21 protein-coding genes are annotated in these 20,853 nt (G+C 72.9%); 10 read left to right on the top strand and 11 right to left on the bottom strand.

Translation table 11 applies throughout. The features are described 5' to 3' along the window. Positions 1-163: 163 nt before the first annotated feature. The 3 genes from KMS84_RS31015 to KMS84_RS31025 all read right to left on the bottom strand — a co-directional run bounded on the left by KMS84_RS31015 (position 164) and on the right by KMS84_RS31025 (position 1,863). A complete protein-coding gene (locus KMS84_RS31015; protein WP_256919800.1) occupies positions 164-988 on the bottom strand; it encodes a purine-nucleoside phosphorylase in 825 nt (274 codons plus the stop codon). Positions 989-1,097: 109 nt separating this feature from the next. Then, positions 1,098-1,376, bottom strand: coding sequence for a type II toxin-antitoxin system RelE family toxin (locus tag KMS84_RS31020; RefSeq protein ID WP_256919801.1), 279 nt, complete (start codon positions 1,374-1,376; stop codon positions 1,098-1,100). Positions 1,377-1,425: 49 nt separating this feature from the next. After that, positions 1,426-1,863 carry a gamma-glutamylcyclotransferase family protein gene (locus KMS84_RS31025; RefSeq protein ID WP_256919802.1) on the bottom strand — a complete coding sequence of 146 codons (438 nt, stop codon included), beginning with the start codon at positions 1,861-1,863 and terminating at the stop codon, positions 1,426-1,428. 96 nt (positions 1,864-1,959) lie between these two features. Between KMS84_RS31025 and KMS84_RS31030 the strand changes: the two genes are divergently transcribed. Continuing rightward, positions 1,960-3,408 carry an NAD(P)H-quinone dehydrogenase gene (locus tag KMS84_RS31030; RefSeq protein WP_256919803.1) on the top strand — a complete coding sequence of 483 codons (1,449 nt, stop codon included), beginning with the start codon at positions 1,960-1,962 and terminating at the stop codon, positions 3,406-3,408. Positions 3,409-3,608: 200 nt separating this feature from the next. Further along, positions 3,609-4,577 (top strand): DeoR/GlpR family DNA-binding transcription regulator, encoded by a 969-nt coding sequence (locus KMS84_RS31035; protein WP_256919804.1) that lies wholly within the window; start codon positions 3,609-3,611, stop codon positions 4,575-4,577. Between the two features lie 539 nt (positions 4,578-5,116). Here KMS84_RS31035 and KMS84_RS31040 read toward each other — a convergent pair. After that, the gene (locus KMS84_RS31040) at positions 5,117-6,889 is read right to left on the bottom strand and encodes an acetyl/propionyl/methylcrotonyl-CoA carboxylase subunit alpha (protein WP_256919805.1); all 1,773 of its coding nucleotides are present in this window, start codon (positions 6,887-6,889) and stop codon (positions 5,117-5,119) included. A gap of 384 nt (positions 6,890-7,273) precedes the next feature. On the opposite strand from KMS84_RS31040, the gene KMS84_RS31045 reads away from it, so the two are divergent. After that, positions 7,274-7,810, top strand: a complete 537-nt coding sequence (locus tag KMS84_RS31045; RefSeq protein WP_256919806.1) for a hypothetical protein — start codon at positions 7,274-7,276, stop codon at positions 7,808-7,810. Here the strand turns inward: KMS84_RS31045 and KMS84_RS31050 are convergent. The 4 genes from KMS84_RS31050 to KMS84_RS31065 all read right to left on the bottom strand — a co-directional run bounded on the left by KMS84_RS31050 (position 7,782) and on the right by KMS84_RS31065 (position 10,509). Beyond that, positions 7,782-8,384, bottom strand: a complete 603-nt coding sequence (locus tag KMS84_RS31050) for a Maf family protein (protein ID WP_256919807.1) — start codon at positions 8,382-8,384, stop codon at positions 7,782-7,784. The genes KMS84_RS31045 and KMS84_RS31050 overlap by 29 nt on opposite strands. Before the next feature lie 37 nt (positions 8,385-8,421). Further along, on the bottom strand, positions 8,422-8,550 hold the full coding sequence (gene mmpB, locus KMS84_RS31055) for a morphogenic membrane protein MmpB (RefSeq protein WP_256919808.1): 129 nt from the start codon (positions 8,548-8,550) through the stop codon (positions 8,422-8,424). A gap of 117 nt (positions 8,551-8,667) precedes the next feature. Next, positions 8,668-8,877, bottom strand: a complete 210-nt coding sequence (locus KMS84_RS31060; protein ID WP_256919809.1) for an acyl-CoA carboxylase epsilon subunit — start codon at positions 8,875-8,877, stop codon at positions 8,668-8,670. A gap of 9 nt (positions 8,878-8,886) precedes the next feature. Beyond that, the gene (locus KMS84_RS31065; RefSeq protein ID WP_256919810.1) at positions 8,887-10,509 is read right to left on the bottom strand and encodes an acyl-CoA carboxylase subunit beta; all 1,623 of its coding nucleotides are present in this window, start codon (positions 10,507-10,509) and stop codon (positions 8,887-8,889) included. A gap of 111 nt (positions 10,510-10,620) precedes the next feature. Between KMS84_RS31065 and KMS84_RS31070 the strand changes: the two genes are divergently transcribed. After that, positions 10,621-11,487, top strand: a complete 867-nt coding sequence (locus KMS84_RS31070; protein WP_256919811.1) for a biotin--[acetyl-CoA-carboxylase] ligase — start codon at positions 10,621-10,623, stop codon at positions 11,485-11,487. Positions 11,488-11,637: 150 nt separating this feature from the next. Continuing rightward, positions 11,638-12,789 carry an adenylate/guanylate cyclase domain-containing protein gene (locus KMS84_RS31075; RefSeq protein WP_256919812.1) on the top strand — a complete coding sequence of 384 codons (1,152 nt, stop codon included), beginning with the start codon at positions 11,638-11,640 and terminating at the stop codon, positions 12,787-12,789. 107 nt (positions 12,790-12,896) lie between these two features. On the opposite strand, the gene KMS84_RS31080 is transcribed toward KMS84_RS31075, so the two are convergent. Continuing rightward, the gene (locus KMS84_RS31080) at positions 12,897-13,604 is read right to left on the bottom strand and encodes a hypothetical protein (protein WP_256919813.1); all 708 of its coding nucleotides are present in this window, start codon (positions 13,602-13,604) and stop codon (positions 12,897-12,899) included. Between the two features lie 166 nt (positions 13,605-13,770). On the opposite strand from KMS84_RS31080, the gene KMS84_RS31085 reads away from it, so the two are divergent. The 3 genes from KMS84_RS31085 to hutH all read left to right on the top strand — a co-directional run bounded on the left by KMS84_RS31085 (position 13,771) and on the right by hutH (position 17,558). After that, a complete protein-coding gene (locus KMS84_RS31085; RefSeq protein WP_285894185.1) occupies positions 13,771-14,640 on the top strand; it encodes an enoyl-CoA hydratase/isomerase family protein in 870 nt (289 codons plus the stop codon). 146 nt (positions 14,641-14,786) lie between these two features. Continuing rightward, positions 14,787-15,935 (top strand): GGDEF domain-containing protein, encoded by a 1,149-nt coding sequence (locus tag KMS84_RS31090; RefSeq protein ID WP_256919814.1) that lies wholly within the window; start codon positions 14,787-14,789, stop codon positions 15,933-15,935. 84 nt (positions 15,936-16,019) lie between these two features. Further along, positions 16,020-17,558: a histidine ammonia-lyase gene (gene hutH / locus KMS84_RS31095; RefSeq protein ID WP_256919820.1), complete on the top strand. Its 1,539-nt coding sequence runs from the start codon at positions 16,020-16,022 to the stop codon at positions 17,556-17,558. Positions 17,559-17,631: 73 nt separating this feature from the next. Here the strand turns inward: hutH and KMS84_RS31100 are convergent, their stop codons facing one another. Together KMS84_RS31100 and KMS84_RS31105 are read right to left on the bottom strand one after the other, a co-directional pair. Beyond that, positions 17,632-18,432, bottom strand: coding sequence for a hypothetical protein (locus tag KMS84_RS31100; RefSeq protein ID WP_256919815.1), 801 nt, complete (start codon positions 18,430-18,432; stop codon positions 17,632-17,634). 42 nt (positions 18,433-18,474) lie between these two features. After that, the gene (locus KMS84_RS31105; protein WP_256919816.1) at positions 18,475-18,852 is read right to left on the bottom strand and encodes an LAETG motif-containing sortase-dependent surface protein; all 378 of its coding nucleotides are present in this window, start codon (positions 18,850-18,852) and stop codon (positions 18,475-18,477) included. Between the two features lie 148 nt (positions 18,853-19,000). Between KMS84_RS31105 and KMS84_RS31110 the strand changes: the two genes are divergently transcribed. Then, positions 19,001-19,330 (top strand): hypothetical protein, encoded by a 330-nt coding sequence (locus KMS84_RS31110; RefSeq protein WP_256919817.1) that lies wholly within the window; start codon positions 19,001-19,003, stop codon positions 19,328-19,330. 204 nt (positions 19,331-19,534) lie between these two features. After that, entirely contained in the window at positions 19,535-20,797 is a 1,263-nt protein-coding gene (locus KMS84_RS31115) for a L,D-transpeptidase (protein WP_256919818.1), read from the top strand. Positions 20,798-20,853 lie beyond the last annotated feature (56 nt).

Consider the following 20,853-nt stretch of genomic DNA (forward strand, 5'->3'; position numbering starts at 1 on the left):
GCCCGTCGCGCGGGACGGCGCGCGACGGGCCGGACACCGCCCGGCAGCCTCCGGGCCCGGCGGCGGCACACGGGAGAGCCTCGCTCGTGCGCCGCCCGGGCCGCCGTGCGGATCCGGAGCCGACCGCCGTGGGCGTCCTGCGCCGGCCCCGGGCGGCACGCGCTCAGATGCGGCCGAGCACCTGGGCGAGCAGCGCGCCCATGCGCGTCGCGCTGTCGCGACCCGCCTGAAGGACCTCTTCGTGGTTCAGCGGCTCGCCCGTCATGCCGGCGGCGAGGTTGGTCACGAGGGAGATGCCGAGCACCTCGGCCCCCGCCTCGCGTGCGGCGATGGCCTCCAGGACCGTCGACATGCCCACGAGGTCCGCGCCGATCGTCCGCGCCATGCGGATCTCGGCCGGCGTCTCGTAGTGCGGGCCGGGGAACTGGGCGTAGACGCCCTCCTCCAGCGTGGCGTCGATCTCCTTGCACAGGGCGCGCAGTCGCGGCGAGTACAGGTCCGTCAGGTCGACGAAGTTCGCGCCGACGATCGGCGAGGTCGCCGTCAGGTTGAGGTGGTCGCTGATCAGCACCGGCTGACCGGGGCGCATGCCCTCGCGCAGGCCGCCGCAGCCGTTGGTCAGCACGATCGTCTTGCAGCCGGCCGCCACCGCGGTGCGCACACCGTGGGCGACGGCGGCGACGCCGCGGCCCTCGTAGTAGTGGGTGCGGCCGAGGAACACCAGCGCCCGCTTCTCGCCGATCCGGTACGAGCGGACCTTGCCGCCGTGGCCCTCGACCGCGGGCGGCGGGAAGCCGGGCAGCTCGGTGACCAGGAACTCTGCGTCGGGAGCGCCCAGGGCGTCGACGGCCGGAGCCCAGCCGGAGCCCATCACGAGGGCGACGTCGTGGGTCTCGGCGCCGGTCAGTTCGCGCAGGCGGGCGGCGGCGGCGTCGGCGGCGGCGTGCGGGTCGCCCTGGATGTCGTCCGGGAGAAGAGATGCGTTCACGCGACTGAGGGTAGCCGCTCTGGGCCTACGCGCGTAGATGCCGAAGCCGACGGGATGGCGATCGTTGTCTTGTCGTTTCCAACGAGGGGCGGCCCGGCCCGGGCGGCGCTCACTCGTCCGTGATCAGGACGTCCTTGTCGTTGAAGACTTCGACGATGAAGATCAACAGGCGTCCGCGGCTGATCGTGTACTCCACGAGGACGTTCTGGGTGAGGCGGATCGTCCGGTCGTCACCGGTGGAGCTTATGGGCCGGGACACGGACAGGAACGGGTCCCGGGCCAACAGGGCGATGCCCTTGTCGAACGCCATGCGCTGCCGGTCGTCGAGCCGGTCGCGGGCCTCGGCGGCCTGCACCGTGTAGTAGACGTCGTACGTTGTGGGGGTCATGCCGTCTCCCGTCGCCGCGTCGATTCCCCGAGTGTAGGAGTCGGGCCTCTCAGCAGGGCCTCTTGCGCAGCTCCATCACGTAATCGTGTGGCGCCCCGGCCGATTCCGCTGCGTCGGCGATCTCCCCCAGGTACCGGGCCGAGGGCAGTCCGCCCTCGTAGCCGTCCAGCACGTACATCCAGGCGGACTCCTCGCCCTCCAGCGTGTGCACCCGCACCCGGGCCCGCCGGTAGATGCCGAGCCCGACGCCCTCCCAGCGGTCCAGGGACTCCTCGTCCATCGGGGCGACGTCGTACAGCGCGACGAAGACCTGCGCGAGGGGGTCCTCCACTACCGTGGCCAGCGCCCCCTCCCAGCCCAGCTGCTCGCCGCCGAACGTCAGCCGCCAGCCGTTCAGCCAGCCGGTGGCGCGCAGCGGCGAGTGGGGAGCGCGGCGGGTCATCAGCCGCGCGTCGAGGTTGCCGGCGTACGCGGCGTAGAGCGACATGCAAGGAGAGTACGGCAGCGGGCGCGGGCGTCACTCTGGTCACAGTCCCGGCGTGCGCGGCCCCCGGGGCGGTACCACGGCGACAGGTACGGGAGAATGGGACACGTGACTCGGATCGTGATCATCGGTGGCGGACCCGGCGGCTATGAGGCGGCCCTGGTGGCCGCGCAGCTCGGCGCGGAGGTGACCGTCGTCGACTGCGACGGTCTGGGCGGGGCGTCGGTGCTGACCGACTGCGTGCCGTCGAAGACCCTGATCGCCACGGCCGAGGTGATGACCACCTTCGACTCCTCGTACGAGGAGCTCGGCATCATCGTGGCCGACGACACCCCGCCGCTGGAGCAGGCGGCCCGGGTCGTCGGGGTGGACCTCGGCAAGGTCAACCGCCGGGTGAAGCGCCTCGCGCTCGCCCAGTCGCACGACATCACCGCCTCCGTCACCCGCGCCGGCGCCCGCGTGCTGCGCGGCCGGGGCCGGCTGGAGGGCATGCAGGCCCTCGACGGCTCCCGCAAGGTCGTCGTCAGCGCCGCCGACGGAAGCGAGGAGACCCTCACCGCCGACGCCGTCCTGCTCGCCACCGGCGCCCACCCGCGCGAGCTGCCGGACGCGCAGCCCGACGGCGAGCGCATCCTGAACTGGACCCAGGTCTACGACCTCGCCGAGCTGCCCGAGGAGCTCATCGTGGTCGGCTCGGGCGTCACCGGCGCGGAGTTCGCCGGCGCCTACCAGGCCCTCGGCTCCAAGGTCACGCTCGTCTCCTCCCGCGACCGCGTGCTGCCCGGCGAGGACCCGGACGCCGCCGCCGTCCTGGAGGACGTCTTCCGCCGCCGCGGCATGAACGTCATGGCCCGCTCCCGCGCCGAGTCCGCCAAGCGGGTCGGCGACCGGGTCGAGGTCACCCTGTCCGACGGCCGGGTCATCACCGGCTCGCACTGCCTCATGGCCGTCGGCGCCATCCCCAACAGCGAGGGGCTCGGGCTGGAGGAGGCGGGCGTCCGGGTCCGCGAGTCCGGGCACATCTGGACCGACAAGGTCAGCCGGACCACCGCCCCGGGCGTGTACGCCGCCGGAGACGTGACCGGGATCTTCGCCCTGGCCTCCGTCGCCGCCATGCAGGGCCGCATCGCCATGTACCACTTCCTCGGCGACGCGGTGGCCCCGCTCAACCTGAAGACCGTGTCCTCGAACGTCTTCACCGACCCCGAGATCGCCACCGTCGGCTACAGCCAGGCCGACGTGGACGGCGGGAAGATCGACGCCCGCGTCGTCAAGCTGCCGCTGCTGCGCAACCCGCGCGCCAAGATGCAGGGCATCCGCGACGGCTTCGTCAAGATCTTCTGCCGGCCCGGCACCGGGATCGTGGTCGGCGGCGTGGTCGTCGCGCCGCGCGCCTCGGAACTCATCCACCCCATCTCGATCGCCGTCGACAACAATCTGACGGTCGAACAGATCGCGAACGCCTTCACCGTGTACCCGTCCCTTTCGGGGTCGATCGCGGAGGTGGCGCGGCAGCTGCACACCCGCAAGTCCGCGGGCGAGGTCTGACGGTCCGGCCCGACGGCCCGCCGACTCTCCCCTGGTCATGGGGAGTTGACGGCGGGCCGTCGTCGCGTCGCCGGACTGTGCGCGGGGCATAGTCGCCGGAACCGGGCCTTATACCACTCGCCGTCCCTCTGTGCGAACAACTTCTACTATTCGGCGCAAAGAGCTGAAAGCAGACGGTCGTCCGCGTTACTGTCAGTTTCGTGTTCGCTGCAGAACGTCGTCAATTGATCCTCGAAATGGTGCGAGCGAACGGGGCCGTGTCGCTCCGTGAACTCGCCCGCGTCGTCCAGACCTCCGAAGTGACCGTACGGCGGGACGTGCGCGCGCTGGAGGCAGAAGGACTCCTCGACCGCCGGCACGGCGGTGCGGTATTGCCGGGCGGGTTCACGCGAGAATCCGGCTTTCCGCAGAAATCCCATCTCGCGACCGCCGAAAAGACCGCCATCGCGGATCTCGCCGCGAGCTTCGTCGAAGAGGGCGAGGCCATCGTGGTCGGGGCGGGCACCACGACACAGGAGCTGGCCCGCCGGCTCGCCCGGGTGCCCGGGCTGACCGTCGTCACCAACTCCCTCCTGGTGGCCCAGGCGCTGGCCCATGCCAACCGGGTCGAGGTCGTGATGACCGGCGGAACCCTGCGCGGGTCCAACTACGCCCTCGTCGGGAGCGGAGCCGAGCAGTCCCTTCAGGGGCTGCGGGTGTCGCGGGCCTTCCTCTCCGGGAGCGGACTGACCGCCGAGCGCGGGCTGTCCACGTCCAACATGCTGTCGGCGTCCGTGGACCGGGCCCTGGTGCAGGCCGCCGCCGAGGTCGTGGTCCTCGCCGACCACACCAAGCTCGGCTCCGACACCATGTTCCAGACGGTGCCCACGGACCTCATCACCCGTCTGGTGACCGACGAGCCGCCCGCGCACGACGACCGCGCCGCCACCGAACTCCAGGCCCTGGCGGACCAGGGGGTGCAGATCGCCGTGGCCGGGGCGTCCGGAAGCCAGGGGGGTGACGCGGTCCCGGCGCGGCACCAGCAGCAGCGCCGGGACGTACCGCTGCCCGCCCCTCGCCGGGGCCAGATCCCGGGCGCCCAGGCGGGGCTGCGCGCCGCCTCGATGCTGGGCGGCGAGCAGGCCCCCGGCGGCGAGCGGGCCCGCGTCGCGGACCTGCGCCGCCGCTGACCGCGCCGGACCACGGGAGCGGGCGGCGCCGGCGGGTCGCCGACGCGGGCCGCCCGGGCCGCCGGTTGACGGCGGCGGGCTGACGCCGACCGGCCGGCACGCATCGCCCGACCCCGGCGGCGGACCGGGGCGGCGCGCGCCGGCGCCGACCGTTCCGAACGGGTCCGAACGGGCGGACCCACACGGCCCTTGCGACGCCCGTGGACCGCAGCCGGCCGTCCCTGCCGGTCACCGATGGCCGGTCGCCGGTCACCGATGGCCGATGGTCGGTCGCCGGTGGCTGATGGGCGGTCACCGGTCCCGGAGCGACGGTCACCGGTCCCGGGGCGACGATGCCCGGATGCCCGGATGCCCGGATGCCCGGATGCCCGGGTGTCGTCGTCGTGCGGCTCCTGTCCGGGCCGGTGCCGGGCGGGCCTCGGTCGTGACGACCCTCCCCGGAATCCGGGCGGGGCCGGGGCGACCCTCCCCGGAATCCGGGCCGCAAACGCGGCGAGGCGCCCGGGGGCCGGGCGCCTCGACACGAACGAGCGGTGGGGTCAGTCCTTGATCTCGCAGATCGCGGCGCCCGAGGTGACGGACGCGCCGACCTCCGCCGTCAGGCCCTTCACGGTGCCCGAGCGGTGCGCGTTGAGCGGCTGCTCCATCTTCATCGCTTCGAGGACGACGACCAGGTCGCCCTCCTTGACCTCCTGGCCCTCCTCGACCGCCACCTTGACGATGGTGCCCTGCATCGGGGAGGCGAGGGTGTCGCCGGAGGCCACGGGGCCGGACTTCTTGGCCGCGCGACGCTTGGGCTTGGCGCCCGCCGCGAGACCGGTGCGGGCCAGCGACATGCCCAGCGAGGACGGGAGGGAGACCTCCAGGCGCTTGCCGCCGACCTCGACGACGATCGTCTCGCGGTCCGTCTCGTCCTCGGCCTCGGTGTCGGCCGCAGCGGAGAACGGGGGGATCTCGTTGACGAACTCGGTCTCGATCCACCGGGTGTGGACGGTGAACGGGTCCTGGCTGCCGGTGAGTTCGGGAGCGAACGCCGGGTCCCTGACCACCGCGCGGTGGAACGGGATCGCCGTGGCCATGCCCTCGACCTGGAACTCCTCCAGGGCGCGGGCCGCCCGCTGGAGCGCCTGCTCGCGGGTGGCGCCGGTGACGATCAGCTTGGCGAGGAGCGAGTCCCACGCCGGGCCGATGACCGAGCCGGACTCGACGCCGGCGTCCAGACGCACGCCGGGGCCGGAGGGCGCCTCGAAGCGTGTCACCGTGCCCGGGGCGGGCAGGAAGCCCCGTCCCGGGTCCTCGCCGTTGATGCGGAACTCGAAGGAGTGCCCGCGCAGCTCCGGGTCGCCGTAGCCGAGCTCCTCGCCGTCGGCGATGCGGAACATCTCGCGCACCAGGTCGATGCCGGCGACCTCCTCGGTCACCGGGTGCTCGACCTGGAGACGGGTGTTGACCTCGAGGAAGGAGATCGTCCCGTCGAGGCCGACGAGGAACTCGACGGTGCCCGCGCCGACGTAGCCGGCCTCCTTCAGGATCGCCTTGGAGGACGCGTACAGCTCGGCCCTCTGCGCCTCGGACAGGAACGGCGCCGGGGCCTCCTCCACCAGCTTCTGGTGACGGCGCTGGAGGGAGCAGTCACGCGTGGACACGACGACCACGTTGCCGTGGCGGTCGGCCAGGCACTGCGTCTCCACGTGCCGCGGCTTGTCCAGGTAGCGCTCGACGAAGCACTCGCCCCGGCCGAACGCGGCGACCGCCTCGCGGACGGCCGAGTCGTACAGCTCGGGCACCTCCTCGAGGGTGCGGGCGACCTTCAGGCCGCGGCCGCCGCCGCCGAAGGCGGCCTTGATCGCGATCGGCAGGCCGTGCTCCTCGGCGAAGGCGACGACCTCGTCGGCGCCGGAGACCGGGTCGGGCGTGCCGGCGACCAGCGGCGCGCCGGCACGCTGGGCGATGTGCCGGGCGGCGACCTTGTCGCCCAGGTCGCGGATGGCCTGCGGGGGCGGGCCGATCCAGATCAGGTCCGCGTCCAGGACCGCCTGGGCGAACTCGGCGTTCTCCGAGAGAAAGCCGTAGCCCGGATGGACGGCGTCGGCGCCGGACTCCCGCGCCGCGTTCAGCACCTTGCCGATGTCGAGATAGCTGGTCGCCGGAGTGTCACCGCCCAGGGCGAACGCCTCATCCGCCGCGCGGACATGCAGAGCGTCCCGGTCCGGGTCGGCGTAGACGGCCACGCTCGCGATACCGGCATCCCGGCACGCCCGGGCCACGCGGACTGCGATTTCGCCACGGTTGGCGATGAGCACCTTGCGCACGATTGAGGCTCCCTCCTTGAAACAAGCCGAGTTTAGGGACTGCCGACACGGCTCTACGACCCGTCCCCAAAGGTGAGCTTGCCCACACGGAGCGTGATGTCAGGCTCACTCGACCACGAAATCCCTTGTAGTACCGCCGTACGCAGCACTCCTCCCGGAAACCCTAGCCCTCCTGTGTGGTCAAGGTCTCTGTGAGAGCGTGCTGCGGCCCACTCCGTTTCTTTGTGGAGTCCCTACGAATGGCCTAATGATTCTTTGCCGCACGCAGAACCCTTGTCCCGCCGTTTACCCGTTAGTAGCGTTCCGGGTGTCTCGAACGTACTAGAGGTAACAGCTAGCTTGCCCGGCCTCGCTGAGGTCCGGCTCGAAAGTGGGTGGGGACCCGTGGTCCGCAGACCGGTGGCGTGGGTCGTGGCGATCGTGCTGTTCGCCGAGGCGCTCGGCATCGCCGCGCTCAACTGGTTCATGGGCATGGTGGTGGACCGGCAGGACATGTCCCTGGCCGGCCTCGACCCGGACGTCATGGCGACGTCCTCGAAGGTCGGCGGGATCGTCTTCGGTCTCTACTTCGTCCTGTGCGGCGTGGTCGCCCTGCTGGTGGCGCTGCGCGACCGCGCGCCGGCCGGCTTCGGCCGCGTCCTGCTGATCAGCGCGGCCGTCGTGCACGGCCTCCTGGGCGCCTTCGCGTGGGGGCTGCTGGGCGTGCCGCAGTTCGTGTTCATGGTGGTCGTGCTCGCCCTGATCGTGCTGCTGCTGATGACGTACGACGCCCGGCAGCGGCCCGTCGCCGACCCGCCCCCGGCCGGCAAGGGCGACGGCGGGGGCTCGCCCGCGACGCCCCCGCCCGCCGAGCCGCCGCCCGCGGCCCCAGAGCCCGCCGCGCCCCGGCCGGTCACGCCTCCGGCGCCCACAACTCCGTGATGCCGACGCCCAAGTGCGCCAGCAGGCGGCGCACCAGGGGCAGGCTGATGCCGATGACGTTGCCGTGGTCGCCCTCGATGCCGTCGATGAACGGCGCGGAGCGGCCGTCGAGGGTGAACGCCCCGGCCACGTACAGGGGTTCGCCCGAGGCGACGTACGCGGCGACCTCCGCGTCGGTCGGCTCGCCGAAGCGCACGACGGTGGAGGCGGTCGCGGAGGTGTAGCGCCCCGAGGCGGTGTCGTAGACGCAGTGGCCGGTCTGGAGCGTCCCGGCGCGGCCGCGCATCGCCTTCCAGCGCGCGATGGCCTCCGCCGCGTCCGCGGGCTTGCCCAGCGCCTCGCCGTCCAGGTCCAGCACCGAGTCGCAGCCGATCACCAGGGCGCCCTTGACGTCGGGCCGGGCGGCCACGACGGACGCCTTCGCCTCGGCGAGGGCGAGCGCCAGTTCGGCCGGGGTCGGCGCGCTCACCGCGTCCTCGTCGACCCCGCTCACGATCACCTCGGGAGCGAGACCGGCCTGGCGCAGCAGGTTCAGCCGGGCGGGGGACTGGGAGGCGAGGACGAGTCGGCGCATGCGGTCAGCCTAGGGCAGGTCCCGGGCGCGGCGCGGGCTATCTGATCCCCAGCACGATCATCGCCACCACCATGGCCAACGCGAGGAAGAGGCCGAGTCTCCGCAGGGTCGCCTGCATCTCGCGGAGTTCCTCGGGGGGCTCGTTCTCGGGGTCGGACCACAGCATTCCACCAGCGTGCGGCCTGGTGGGGGGCCTGTGCCTGAGTAGGCGTACTCAGATTGCCGGCCCGCGGCCGTTCACCTGCCGTTCGGCGGTGCGTCGGCCGCGGGCCGCGGTGCCGTGTCAGGCGGGCCAGTAGGTGCGGGTCCAGGAGGCCCCGCCGGGCTGGGGGAGCCGGCGGCCCGCGATCCTCGCCGGGTCGGACCAGGCGTCCCTGGGGGCCTGCGCGCCGGACGGCTCGGTGGCTGCCGCCGCGGCGCGGGCCCGGACCACCGCCAGGGCGGCGGCGAGCTCCTCGGGGGTCGGGTTGCCCCGTACGACCTTGATGGTCACAGCGGCTCCTTAGAGGGGGATGTTGCCGTGCTTCTTCGGGGGCAGGGATTCCCGCTTGGTGCGCAGTTGACGCAGGCCGCGCACGATGTGCCGGCGGGTGTCCGACGGCATGATCACCGAGTCGACGTAGCCGCGCTCGGCCGCGACGTACGGGTTGAGCAGGGTGTCCTCGTACTCCTGGATCAGCCGGGCGCGCACCGCCTCCAGGTCCTCGCCGGCCGCCTCCGCCTCGGCGATCGTGCGCCGGTGCAGGATGTTGACCGCGCCCTGGGCGCCCATGACGGCGATCTGGGCGGTCGGCCAGGCCAGGTTGAGGTCGGCGCCCAGGTGCTTGGAGCCCATGACGTCGTACGCGCCGCCGAACGCCTTGCGGGTGATGACGGTGATCAGCGGGACGGTGGCCTCGGCGTAGGCGTAGATCAGCTTGGCGCCGCGGCGGATGATGCCGTCGTGCTCCTGGTCGACGCCGGGCAGGAAGCCGGGCACGTCCACGAACGTGATGACCGGGATGTTGAAGGCGTCGCAGGTGCGCACGAACCGGGCCGCCTTCTCGGAGGCCGTGATGTCCAGACAGCCCGCGAACTGCATCGGCTGGTTGGCGACGATCCCCACCGGGTGGCCCTCGACCCGGCCGTAGCCCGTGAGGATGTTCGGCGCGAACAGCGCCTGCGTCTCGAAGAACTCGGCGTCGTCCAGGACGTGTTCGATCACCGTGTGCATGTCGTACGGCTGGTTGGCGCTGTCCGGGACGACGGAGTCCAGCTCCAGGTCCTCCTCGGTGACGGACAGGTCCGCCTCCTCGGGGAACACCGGCGCCTCGGACAGGTTGTTGGACGGCAGGTACGACAGCAGCTGCTTGACGTACTCGACGGCGTCCTTCTCGTCACCGGCCATGTGGTGGGCCACGCCCGACACCGCGTTGTGGGTGCGGGCGCCGCCCAGCTCCTCGAAGCCGACGTCCTCGCCGGTGACCGTCTTGATGACGTCCGGGCCGGTGATGAACATGTGCGACGTCTGGTCGACCATCACCGTGAAGTCGGTGATCGCGGGGGAGTAGACGGCGCCGCCCGCGCACGGGCCCACGACCAGGCTGATCTGCGGGATCACGCCGGACGCGTGCGTGTTGCGGCGGAAGATCTCGCCGTACGCGCCCAGCGAGGCCACACCCTCCTGGATGCGGGCGCCGCCGGAGTCGTTGATGCCGATGACGGGGCAGCCGGTCTTCAGGGCGAAGTCCATCACCTTGACGATCTTCTGCCCGTAGACCTCGCCCAGCGCGCCGCCGAAGACCGTGAAGTCCTGGGAGAACACCGCGACCGGACGTCCGTCCACCGTGCCGTAGCCGGTGACGACGCCGTCGCCGTACGGACGGTTGTGCTCCAGGCCGAAGTTGGTGGAGCGGTGCCGGGCGAACTCGTCCAACTCCACGAAGGAGTCCTCGTCGAGGAGGAGCTCGATGCGCTCACGGGCCGTCAACTTGCCCTTGGCGTGCTGCTTCTCGACGGCGCGTTCCGAACCGGCGTGCGTCGCTTCCTGGATGCGGCGCTGGAGATCCGCGAGTTTGCCCGCGGTGGTGTGGATGTCGATCCCTGGGGTCTCGTGGATCTCGTGGCGCTCTTCCGGCTCGGACATCGGGATCGCGGCTCCCTGCCTGCTCAAAAGGGGGGACGGTTACTCATCCGTAGAGTAGTGCTGCCCCTACGGATCGGCAGTGCGGCGTTCAACACACCTAGGGTGGCTTGCATGACACCGCGAGATGCAGCAGACGCAGGCGGCGGCCGGTGGTCCGACTTGGACCGTCCGCCTCTCAACGTGACGGCCCTGCGCCGGGGGCTGGTCCGGGAGGGCGGCCTGTGGACGGGCGTGGACGTGGTGCAGCGCACCGGCTCCACCAACTCGGACCTGGTCGCGGCGGCGTCCGCGGGCCGCGCGGTCGAGGGCGCGGTCCTCGTCGCCGAGGAGCAGACGACCGGCCGGGGCCGCCTGGACCGCCGGTGGACGGCGCCGCCCCGCTCGGGCCTGTTCTTCTCCGTGCTGCTCACCCCGCGCGAGGCGCCGGTGAGCCACTGGGGCTGGCTGCCGCTGCTCACCGGCGTCGCGGTGGCGACGGGGCTGTCGAAGGCCGCCGGGGTGGACACGGCACTCAAGTGGCCCAACGACCTCCTGGTGACCGTCGGGGGAGAGGAACGCAAGGCCGGCGGCATCCTCGCGGAGCGGGCCGGCGAGAGCGCGGTGGTGGTCGGCGTCGGCGTCAACGTGACCCTGCGCGCGGAGGAACTCCCGGTGCCGCAGGCGGGCTCGCTCGCGCTGGCGGGGGCGGTGAGCACCGACCGGGACACCCTGCTGCGGAGCGTCCTGCGGTCGCTGGAGGAGTGGTACGGGCGCTGGCGGGAGGCCGGCGGAGACCCCGCGCGGTGCGGTCTGCAGGAGACGTACGCGGCCGGGTGCGCCACTCTGGGACGAACGGTACGGGCCGAGTTGCCGGGTGACCGGTCGATCGTCGGCGAGGCGGTCGCGGTCGACGGCGACGGACGGCTGGTGATCGCCACGGGAGAAGGGGTACAGGAGCCGGTGGGAGCGGGCGACATCGTCCATCTGAGGCCCGCGTGACCTGCGGGCGGCGGCCGCGGCCGCCACGGCCGTAGGGCCCCCGACCGCCCCGCGCCCCCCGCCGAACCGAACGGAGTGAGCTGGCGCACACCTGCCGTAGAGTTGAGGCCGGTCGATACCTGACCGCGGAAGATCGGAAGGGCAGCAGGCGTGACCGTCGACGACACGGGCTCCGGCGCGGGCGAGGACGGCCGGGGCAACCTGCCGGCCGCCGACCCCGGCGAGCCGGGCGACCCCGGTGAGGACCCGCATCCGCTCGCGCTGCGCCTCGAACAGCTCATCCTCGGCGCCGAGCGGCGCTACACCCCCTTCCAGGCCGCCCGCAGCGCCGGCGTGTCCATGGAACTGGCGTCGCGCTTCTGGCGGGCCATGGGCTTCGCGGACATCGGACAGGCCAGGGCGCTCACCGAGGCCGACGTCCTGGCCCTGCGCCGGCTGGCGGGTCTGGTCGAGGCGGGGCTGCTGAGCGAGGCGATGGCCGTGCAGGTGGCGCGGTCCACCGGGCAGACCACCGCCCGGCTGGCGGAGTGGCAGATCGACTCCTTCCTGGAGGGCCTGACCGAGCCGCCCGAGCCGGGCATGACCCGCACCGAGGTCACCTATCCCATCGTCGAGCTGCTGCTGCCCGAGCTGGAGGAGTTCCTCGTCTACGTCTGGCGGCGGCAGCTCGCCGCCTCGGCCGGCCGGGTGGTGCAGGCCGCGGACGACGAGGAGATGGTCGACCGCCGGCTCGCCGTCTGCTTCGCCGACCTGGTCGGCTTCACGCGGCTGACCCGCCGCATGGAGGAGGAGGAGCTCGGCGAACTGGTCGAGGCCTTCGAGACCACCTCGGCCGACCTGGTGGCCGCCCGCGGCGGACGGCTGATCAAGACGCTCGGCGACGAGGTGCTGTACGCGGCCGACGACGCGGGCACCGCCGCCGACATCGCGCTGCTGCTGGTCGAGACGATGAGCCACGACGAGACGATGCCCGAACTGCGCGTCGGCATGGCCTTCGGCACGGTGACCACCCGGATGGGCGACGTCTTCGGCACCACGGTGAACCTGGCCTCCCGGCTGACGTCGATAGCCCCCCGCGACGCCGTCCTGGTCGACAGCGCGTTCGCCGAGGAGCTCATCCGCACCGGCGACGCCCCGGCCTCCGAGGCGGAGGCCGCGGAGGAGGCGGCCGCCGCGGAGAAGGAGGGCGAGGAGCCCCCGAAGTACCGCTTCGCGCTCCAGCCCATGTGGCAGCGCCCGGTGCGCGGTCTGGGCGTGGTCGAGCCCTGGCTGCTCACCCGCCGCGGCGACCCGGACGACTAGACCCGGACGACCGGACCCGTACGACCGGACCGGGACGACCGGAGCAGTGCCTGCGGGTCGTCCTGACGGGCGCGGCAGGCCTGGCCCGGGCCTGGCCCGGGGCCTTCCTACAGCTTCGGCAGCGGGGCCGCCAGGGGGTCCACGCACAGGCCGACGACCGGGACGCAGACGCCCGGCCGGCGCGGGGTCCCGGTGGACGACGGCTGGGGCGCGGGCGGCGTCGTGGCCGGGGCGGGGGCCGGCGCCGAGGGCCGCGGGGCGGCCGTGCCGGAGGTCGGCGTGGGCCGGGGCGCGTCGGGCGCGTGCGGCGGTTCGTCGGCGTGCCGCGTGGCCGCCGGGCCGGGCCCGGCCGGGGCGTAGGTGGCGCCCGGGGTGAGGGCGACGGACGTCGGCGAGCCGGGGGCGCCCGGCAGGAGGCCCGCCTCACCGGCCGGGCCGGCGCTCGCGCCGCCCATCGCGCTGGGCGCGCTCGGGGACGGCGCCACGGTGGCCGCGGTGTCGACCGAGCGGCCGGGACCGACGCCGGCTCCGGTGTCCGCCCCGGTGTCGTCCCCGGTGCTCGCGACGGGATCGGGCTGCGGATCGGCCCCGGCCGCTCCCACCCCGGCGGGACCGCCCGGGTCGGAGGTCAGGCGCACCAGGCTCAGCACCCCCGCCGCCAGGGCGAGACCGCCGGCGGCGAACAGCACCTTGCGGGGGCGGGGACGGCGGTGCCGGCCACGGGGGCGCGGCGCCCACGGCCGGTCGGCCTCGGCCCGCGTCGGGGCCGTCACGTCCTGTGCCGTCGGGTCCGGCCCGGTCCGCGTGCTCGTCATCGCGTTTCCTCCCGGATGCGCTCGCGCCCCCGCTGCGCCGGGGCGGACGCACGTTATGCGCTCCTGTGGGCAGTGCGGGGCGAGTTGGGCGAGATGTCACTCGAACGGGTGGACGGGGGTGTCGGTGAGGACGGGTCCGCTCTTCCGCCGCCGGGACGCGGCTGGGATGATCGGACCACAGTTGTTAACCATCGTTAACCCGGAGGGTGTCGTGAGCGGTGTCGTGGGCGTCGGGGACGAGGAGCGGTTCGGGGAGTTCGTGGCGGTGCGCCGGCACGGGGACGGCGGGCATGTCGCGGAGCTGGCCCTGGACCGGCCGAAGGCCATGAACGCGGTCTCCACCGACATGGCCCGGTCGATCGCCGGGGCCTGCGCGGCGCTGGCCGGCGACCGGGACGTCCGGGTGGTCGTGCTGACCTCGACGCACGAGCGGGCCTTCTGCGTCGGCGCGGACCTCAAGGAGCGCAACTCCTTCAGCGACGCGGACCTCGTGCGGCAGCGCCCGCACGCGCGCGGGGCCTACACCGGCGTCCTGGAGCTGCCGGTCCCCACGGTCGCGGCGGTGCACGGCTTCGCGCTGGGCGGCGGCTTCGAGCTGGCCCTGTCCTGCGACGTGATCGTGGCCGACGGCACCGCCGTGGTGGGGCTGCCCGAGGTGTCGGTGGGCGTGATCCCCGGCGGCGGCGGGACGCAGTTGCTGCCGCGCCGGGTGGGGGCGGCCCGGGCGGCCGAGCTGATCTTCAGCGCCCGCCGGGTGGCGGCGGCCGAGGCCCGCGAGCTGGGACTCGTGGACGTCCTCGTGGAGGACGGGCGGGACCGGGAGGAGGCGCTCGCGCTCGCCGCGCGGATCGGCGCCAACTCTCCGGTGGGCCTGCGGGCGGCGAAGCGCGCGCTGCGGCTCGGGCAGGGGCTGGACCTGCGGGCCGGGCTGGAGGTCGAGGACGCGGCGTGGCGATCGGTGGCGTTCTCGGGGGACCGGGCGGAGGGGGTGGCCGCGTTCAACGAGAAGCGGAAGCCGCAGTGGCCGGGCGAGTGAGTCCGCGGTCGGTGCCCGGCCGGGCCGCGGTGGGGCGGCGGTGAGTCCGCGCCGCCGGCCGACGTCACTCTAAGTGCCCCTTCGTGTCTCTTTTTCACCCAAATATCCCTAGCCTGGGGTGATGGGCGAGGGCAGGGGTGAGGGCGATGGGTGAGGACACGCGCCTCGTGGCCGTGGTGGCGCTCGCGCAGGGCATGGCGGCCGCGCGCACCCCCCGCGAGTCGTGGCGGGCGGCGGCGCTCGGCGCGTGCCGCGCGCTCTGCGGAGGCTTCGCCGCGCTGTCGGTGTGGGAACGCGACCTCGGGCGGCTGCGCGTCCTGGCGAACGTGGGCGACCGGGCCGTCGACGAGGACGAGTTCCCCGAGGCCGAGGCCTACCCGGTGCACCGGTTCCCCGAGATCACCGAGTTCCTGCACGAGCGCTGGGCGGCCGGCGGCGAGCCCAACGCCTGGGTGGAGACGGCCGAGGGCCCGGCCGCCGGGCGGCCGGGCTACTGCCACCAGCGGGTCGCCGCCCTGCGCCGCCGGGGCCGCGGCTCCTGCGTGGTGGCGCCGATCGTGCTGCACGGCCGGGCCTGGGGCGAGCTGTACGTGGCCCGCTCGGCCGGCGCCGTCGTCTTCGACCGTGCCGACGCCGACTTCGCCACCGTCCTGGCCGCCGTCGTCGCCGCCGGGCTCGCGCAGACCGAGCGGCTGGAGGAGGCCCGCCGGCTCGCCTTCACCGACGCCCTGACGGGGCTGGCCAACCGCAGGGCCGTCGACGTGCGGCTGGAGGAGGCGGTCGAGCGGCACCGCGCGGAGGGGGTGGTGGTCAGCCTGGTCGTGTGCGACCTCAACGGACTGAAGCGGGTCAACGACACCCGGGGGCACGCCGTCGGGGACCGGCTGCTGGAGCGGTTCGGGTCGGTGCTCTCGCTGTGCGGCGCGATGCTGCCGGGCGCGCTGGCCGCCCGGCTGGGCGGGGACGAGTTCTGTCTGCTGGCCGTGGGCCCGCCCGCGGACGACGTGGTCAAGGTCGCCGGCGAGCTGTGCCGCCGGGCCGGCGAGCTGGAGCTCGGCGAGGGAGTGGCCTGCGGGGTCGCCTCCACCCAGGACCCCATCGGGCCGGTGGGCTCGGCGCGGCGGCTGTTCCGGCTGGCCGACGCCGCGCAGTACCGGGCCAAGGCGGTGCGGGCCGACCGGCCGGTGGTCGCGGGGCGGGAGGGGCCGGACGATCCCGTGGTCCGGCTGGCCGACGAGCCCCCCTCGCGAGGGGAGACGGGTGCCGAACGGCGCAGGTTCCGGGGGCGGCCCTGACGGTGTGACGTATTCGGTAAGGGGTGGACCCCGTCCCCACTGGTGACATCTTCGTCTTCAGTCACTACGCTCCTGAATATGGATATGCACACTGTGGTGGTGGGGACGCACGGCGTGACCGCGTCCGACGTGCTCGCCGTGGCGCGCGGCGGCGCCCGCGTCGAGCTCTCCGAGGAGGCGGTGGCGGCCCTCGCCGCGGCCCGCGGGATCGTGGACGCGCTGGCGGCCAAGCCCGAGCCCGTCTACGGCGTCTCCACCGGGTTCGGCGCCCTCGCCACCCGGCACATCAGCCCGGAGCTGCGCGCCCAGTTGCAGCGCAACATCGTCCGCTCGCACGCGGCCGGCATGGGGCCGCGGGTGGAGCGCGAGGTCGTCCGGGCGCTGATGTTCCTGCGGCTGAAGACCGTCTGCTCCGGGCGCACCGGCGTGCGGCCCGAGGTCGCGCGGACCATGGCCGACATCCTGAACGCCGGCATCACCCCGGTCGTCCACGAGTACGGCTCCCTCGGCTGCTCCGGCGACCTGGCCCCGCTCTCGCACTGCGCCCTCACGCTCATGGGCGAGGGCGACGCGGAGGGCCCGGACGGCGTCGTACGGCCCGCCGGCGACCTGCTCGCCGAACACGGCATCGCCCCGGTCGAACTGCGCGAGAAGGAGGGCCTGGCGCTCCTCAACGGCACCGACGGCATGCTCGGCATGCTGGTCATGGCCCTCGCCGACCTGGACATGCTCTACAAGTCGGCCGACGTCACGGCCGCGCTGTCGCTGGAGGCCCTGCTCGGCACGGACAAGGTCCTCGCCCCCGAGCTGCACGCCATCCGCCCGCACCCGGGCCAGGGCGCCTCGGCCGCCAACATGCTGGCCGTGCTGGCGGGTTCGGAGCTCACCGGCCACCACCAGGACGACGCCCCGCGCGTCCAGGACGCCTACTCGGTGCGCTGCGCCCCCCAGGTCGCCGGCGCCGGCCGCGACACCATGGCGCACGCCCGTCTCGTCGCCGAGCGCGAGCTGGCCTCGGCCGTCGACAACCCGGTGGTGCTGCCCGACGGGCGGGTGGAGTCCAACGGCAACTTCCACGGGGCGCCGGTCGCCTACGTGCTGGACTTCCTCGCCATCGCCGTCGCCGACCTCGCCTCCATCGCCGAGCGGCGCACCGACCGGCTGCTGGACAAGAACCGCAGCCACGGCCTGCCGCCGTTCCTCGCGGACGACGCGGGCGTCGACTCCGGCCTGATGATCGCCCAATACACGCAGGCGGCGCTGGTCAGCGAGCTGAAGCGGCTGGCCGTGCCGGCGTCCGCCGACTCGATCCCGTCGTCCGCGATGCAGGAGGACCACGTGTCGATGGGCTGGTCCGCCGCCCGCAAGCTGCGCACCGCCGTCGACAACCTCACCCGCGTGATCGCCGTCGAGCTCTACGCCGCCACCCGCGGCGTCGAGCTGCGCGAGGGGCTGACCCCGGCGCCGGCCACGCGCGCGGTCATCGAGGCCGTGCGCAAGGCGGGCGTCCAGGGCCCGGGCCCGGACCGGTTCCTCGCGCCCGACCTCGCGGCGGCGGACGCCTTCGTGCGCGAGGGCGGCGTGGTCGCGGCCGTGGAGACGGTCACCGGCCCGCTGAGGTAGGGCCTGCGTCGCACGGGCCCCGCCCCCCGCGCCGGTACGGCGGCGGGGGCGGGGCCCGGACGTGCGGCGGGAGTTACTTGATCTTCGCGAGCTGCGCGTCGACGACGGCGGCCGGCACGGCGGACGACTTGCCGGTGGAGGTGAGCGACGCGAAGTCCACGGTGTAGAACGACGCCACGGTGTTGCCCTTGCGCACCACCCGGGTGTGGAAGGTGGCCGAGCCCTCGCCGTCGACGTCGGAGTCGACGCTGAACGCCACGGACTCGTCACCGCTCTTCGCGGCCTCGTCCGGGGCGACCTTCGTGATCTTCTGCTTCTGGCCCTGGGCGGTGACCCCGAAGCCGCCGGAGCAGGCCGCGACGCCGTCGGAGACCGCCTTGAACGCCTTCTGCGCCCCGTCGCCCTCGTACGACGACAGGCCCACGAAGGTCAGGTTGACCTTGAAGGCGTTCTCCAGGTCGGACTCGCTGATGTCCCCGGGGGCCTTGGTGGCGGCCGCCGAGGCGTTGTCCTCGGTGAGCGTGTTGCTCGCGCCGGACTCCGTCTCGCCCGGCGCGAGACCGGACATGGCGTAGGCGAGCGGAGCGCACGCCTCCTTGTCGGTCTTCACCGCGCTCTTGGAGGCCGGCAGGGTGTCGTCACCCGAGCCGACCTTGTATCCCTTGACCTCGCCCTGGGCGAGCAGCAGCTTCTCCACCTCGGCCTTCGGCAGCGCCTTGGCGTCGGACGCGGCCGCGGAGGCCGTGGCCGAGGCGGTGCCCTTGGCGTCGGACGCGTCCTTCGACCCCTCGTCGGAACAGGCGGTCAGGAGCGAGAGCGACAGTGCGCCGATGGCGGTGACGGCGCACAGCCGTGCCCCCGGTGATCTCTTCATGAGCGAACTATGAAGAAGCCGTCAAAGATCAGTCAAGTCCATTCAAAAACCGAGGCGTTCCCGGCGAATCGAATAGAAGACGAAGCCCGCGCCCAGGGCGAGCAGCGCGGTCCCGCCCACGACGTAGGGGGTCGTGTCGAAGCTTCCGGTGTCGGCGAGCCGGGCGCCGTCGTCGGCCGTGGTGTCGGCCGCGGTCCGCACGGTCGTGAGGGCCCGCTCGTCCCCGGTGCTCGCATCCGTCGCGTGCAGCGCGCCGGCCGTGGTCGTCGACGCGGCCCGTGCCTGGGTCGTGACCTGCGTCGTCGTCTCCGTTCTGACCGGGGCGTCCTGGGACGCGTTGGCGGACGGGACGAACCACAGGGCGCCCAACAGGGTCCCCGCGGCGGTGGCGGTCAGCAACGGACGGCGAGCGGATGACACGGAATATCGATCCCCTTGTGACGCTGGCGAATTGGCCGTGTGGTCCGATGCTAATGAAAGGCGCGGGTCGCGGGAAAGTTGCGGGAGCCATGAGCCGTACGCTCCGGCCATGAGCACTGAAGAGTCATCACGTTTTGTACGTATTCGAGTGGAAATTCTCCTTGAGGTTCATGACGAGGACGCCGTGACGGCGGCGGCGCTGCGCAGGCTCGCCGAGGACGAGGAGATCCCGGACGCCGAACGCGCGCATGCCGAGAGCGCCGTGACGGAGGACACCGCCGAGGCGCTGGCCTACCTCGTCGACCCGTTCGACCTGGTCGGCGAGGTCGACGGAGTGGAGCTCCAGCAGGCCTCCTGGTCCAGCGAGCGGGTCGAGTACGACCCGGATTCGCCGGAGTGGGACCTCGACGAGGATGATGTCGACGAGGATGGGGACCCGGACGACGAGTCCGACGGCGCGGCGGGCGGCACCGGCTGAGCGTCCCGGGGGAACCCGTGACCCCGGACGGCAACCGCCGCCCGGGGTTTCGTCGTCTCAGGGGGCGCACGAGCCGACACCCGCACCACGCGCGCCACGAACGTGGCGTGCCCCACACCTTCGGAGAAAGTGGAACGGGGCGAACCGGCCGTAGCGTTGAAGGTCTTGAAACGGGGACTCTCGGGGTTCAGGCAAGTGGCGACGATGGAGAAGCGTGTGATGACGGACAGTAGGCGGCGTCGGGGTCTGACGGCCGCGTCCGCCCTGCTCGGCGGTGTTCTGGTGCTCTCTGCGTGTTCCGGCGGCGACAGCGGCGGTTCGGACGGCAAGGACAGCTCCTCGCAGGCCAAGGCCGACGAGGCGGCGGCACAGAAGTCCTCCGAGGCCCAGATCAAGATCACGCCCGCGGACGGCTCGGACAACGCCTCCATCAACAACTCGGCGGCCGTCACGGTGAGCAAGGGCACGCTCTCCTCCGTGACGATGACCACCGCCGACGGCAAGGCGGTCGCGGGCGCGCTCTCCGCGGACAGGACCAGCTGGAAGCCGAACCAGCAGCTGGAGCGCTCCACCACCTACAAGGTGGCGGCCGAGGCGAAGGACTCCGGCGGCCTGGTGGCCCACGAGAACGCCTCCTTCACGACGGTCTCCCCGAACAACAGCTTCATAGGCAACTTCACGCCGGAGGACGGCTCGACCGTCGGCGTGGGCATGCCCGTGTCGATCAACTTCAACAAGGCGATCACCAACAAGGCGGCCGTCCAGAAGGGCGTCACCGTCACCTCCACCAGTGGTCAGGAGGTCGTCTGCCACTGGTTCTCCACCCAGCGCATGGACTGCCGTCCGCAGGACTACTGGAAGGAGAACTCCACCGTCACGCTGAAGCTCGCGCTCGACGGGGTGGAGGGCGCCAAGGGCATGTTCGGCGTCCAGCAGAAGACGGTCACCTTCAAGATCGGCCGCAACCAGGTCTCCTACGTCGACGCGAAGACCAAGCAGATGAAGGTCACGCACAACGGCGCGGTCGTCAAGACCATCCCGATCTCCGCCGGCTCGCCCGACAACAAGACGTACGAGGGCCAGATGGTGATGTCGGAGAAGTTCAAGGAGACGCGCATGAACGGCGCGACCGTGGGCTTCACCGACGACGACGGCAAGGGCGAGTACGACATCAAGGACGTGCCGCACGCCATCCGCCTCACCAACTCCGGCACCTTCGTGCACGGCAACTACTGGGGCGCGAAGTCCATCTTCGGCTCGGTGAACACCAGCCACGGCTGCGTGGGCCTGTCCGACACCAAGGGCGCCGACGACAAGGGCACGGCGGGCTACTGGTTCTTCACCAACTCGATCGTCGGCGACGTCGTGGTGGTCAAGAACACCGGTGACAAGACCGTCGCCCCGGACAACGGCCTCAACGGCTGGAACATGGACTGGGCCCAGTGGAAGGCGGGTTCGGCCGTCTGACGGCCCGTCGCCCCAGCCCGCCCACAGCGTTCCGGTGCCGCCCCCAGGGGCGGCAC

Origin of the sequence: Streptomyces hilarionis, from assembly GCF_024539675.1 — a bacterium.
GTDB lineage: Bacteria > Actinomycetota > Actinomycetes > Streptomycetales > Streptomycetaceae > Streptomyces > Streptomyces hilarionis.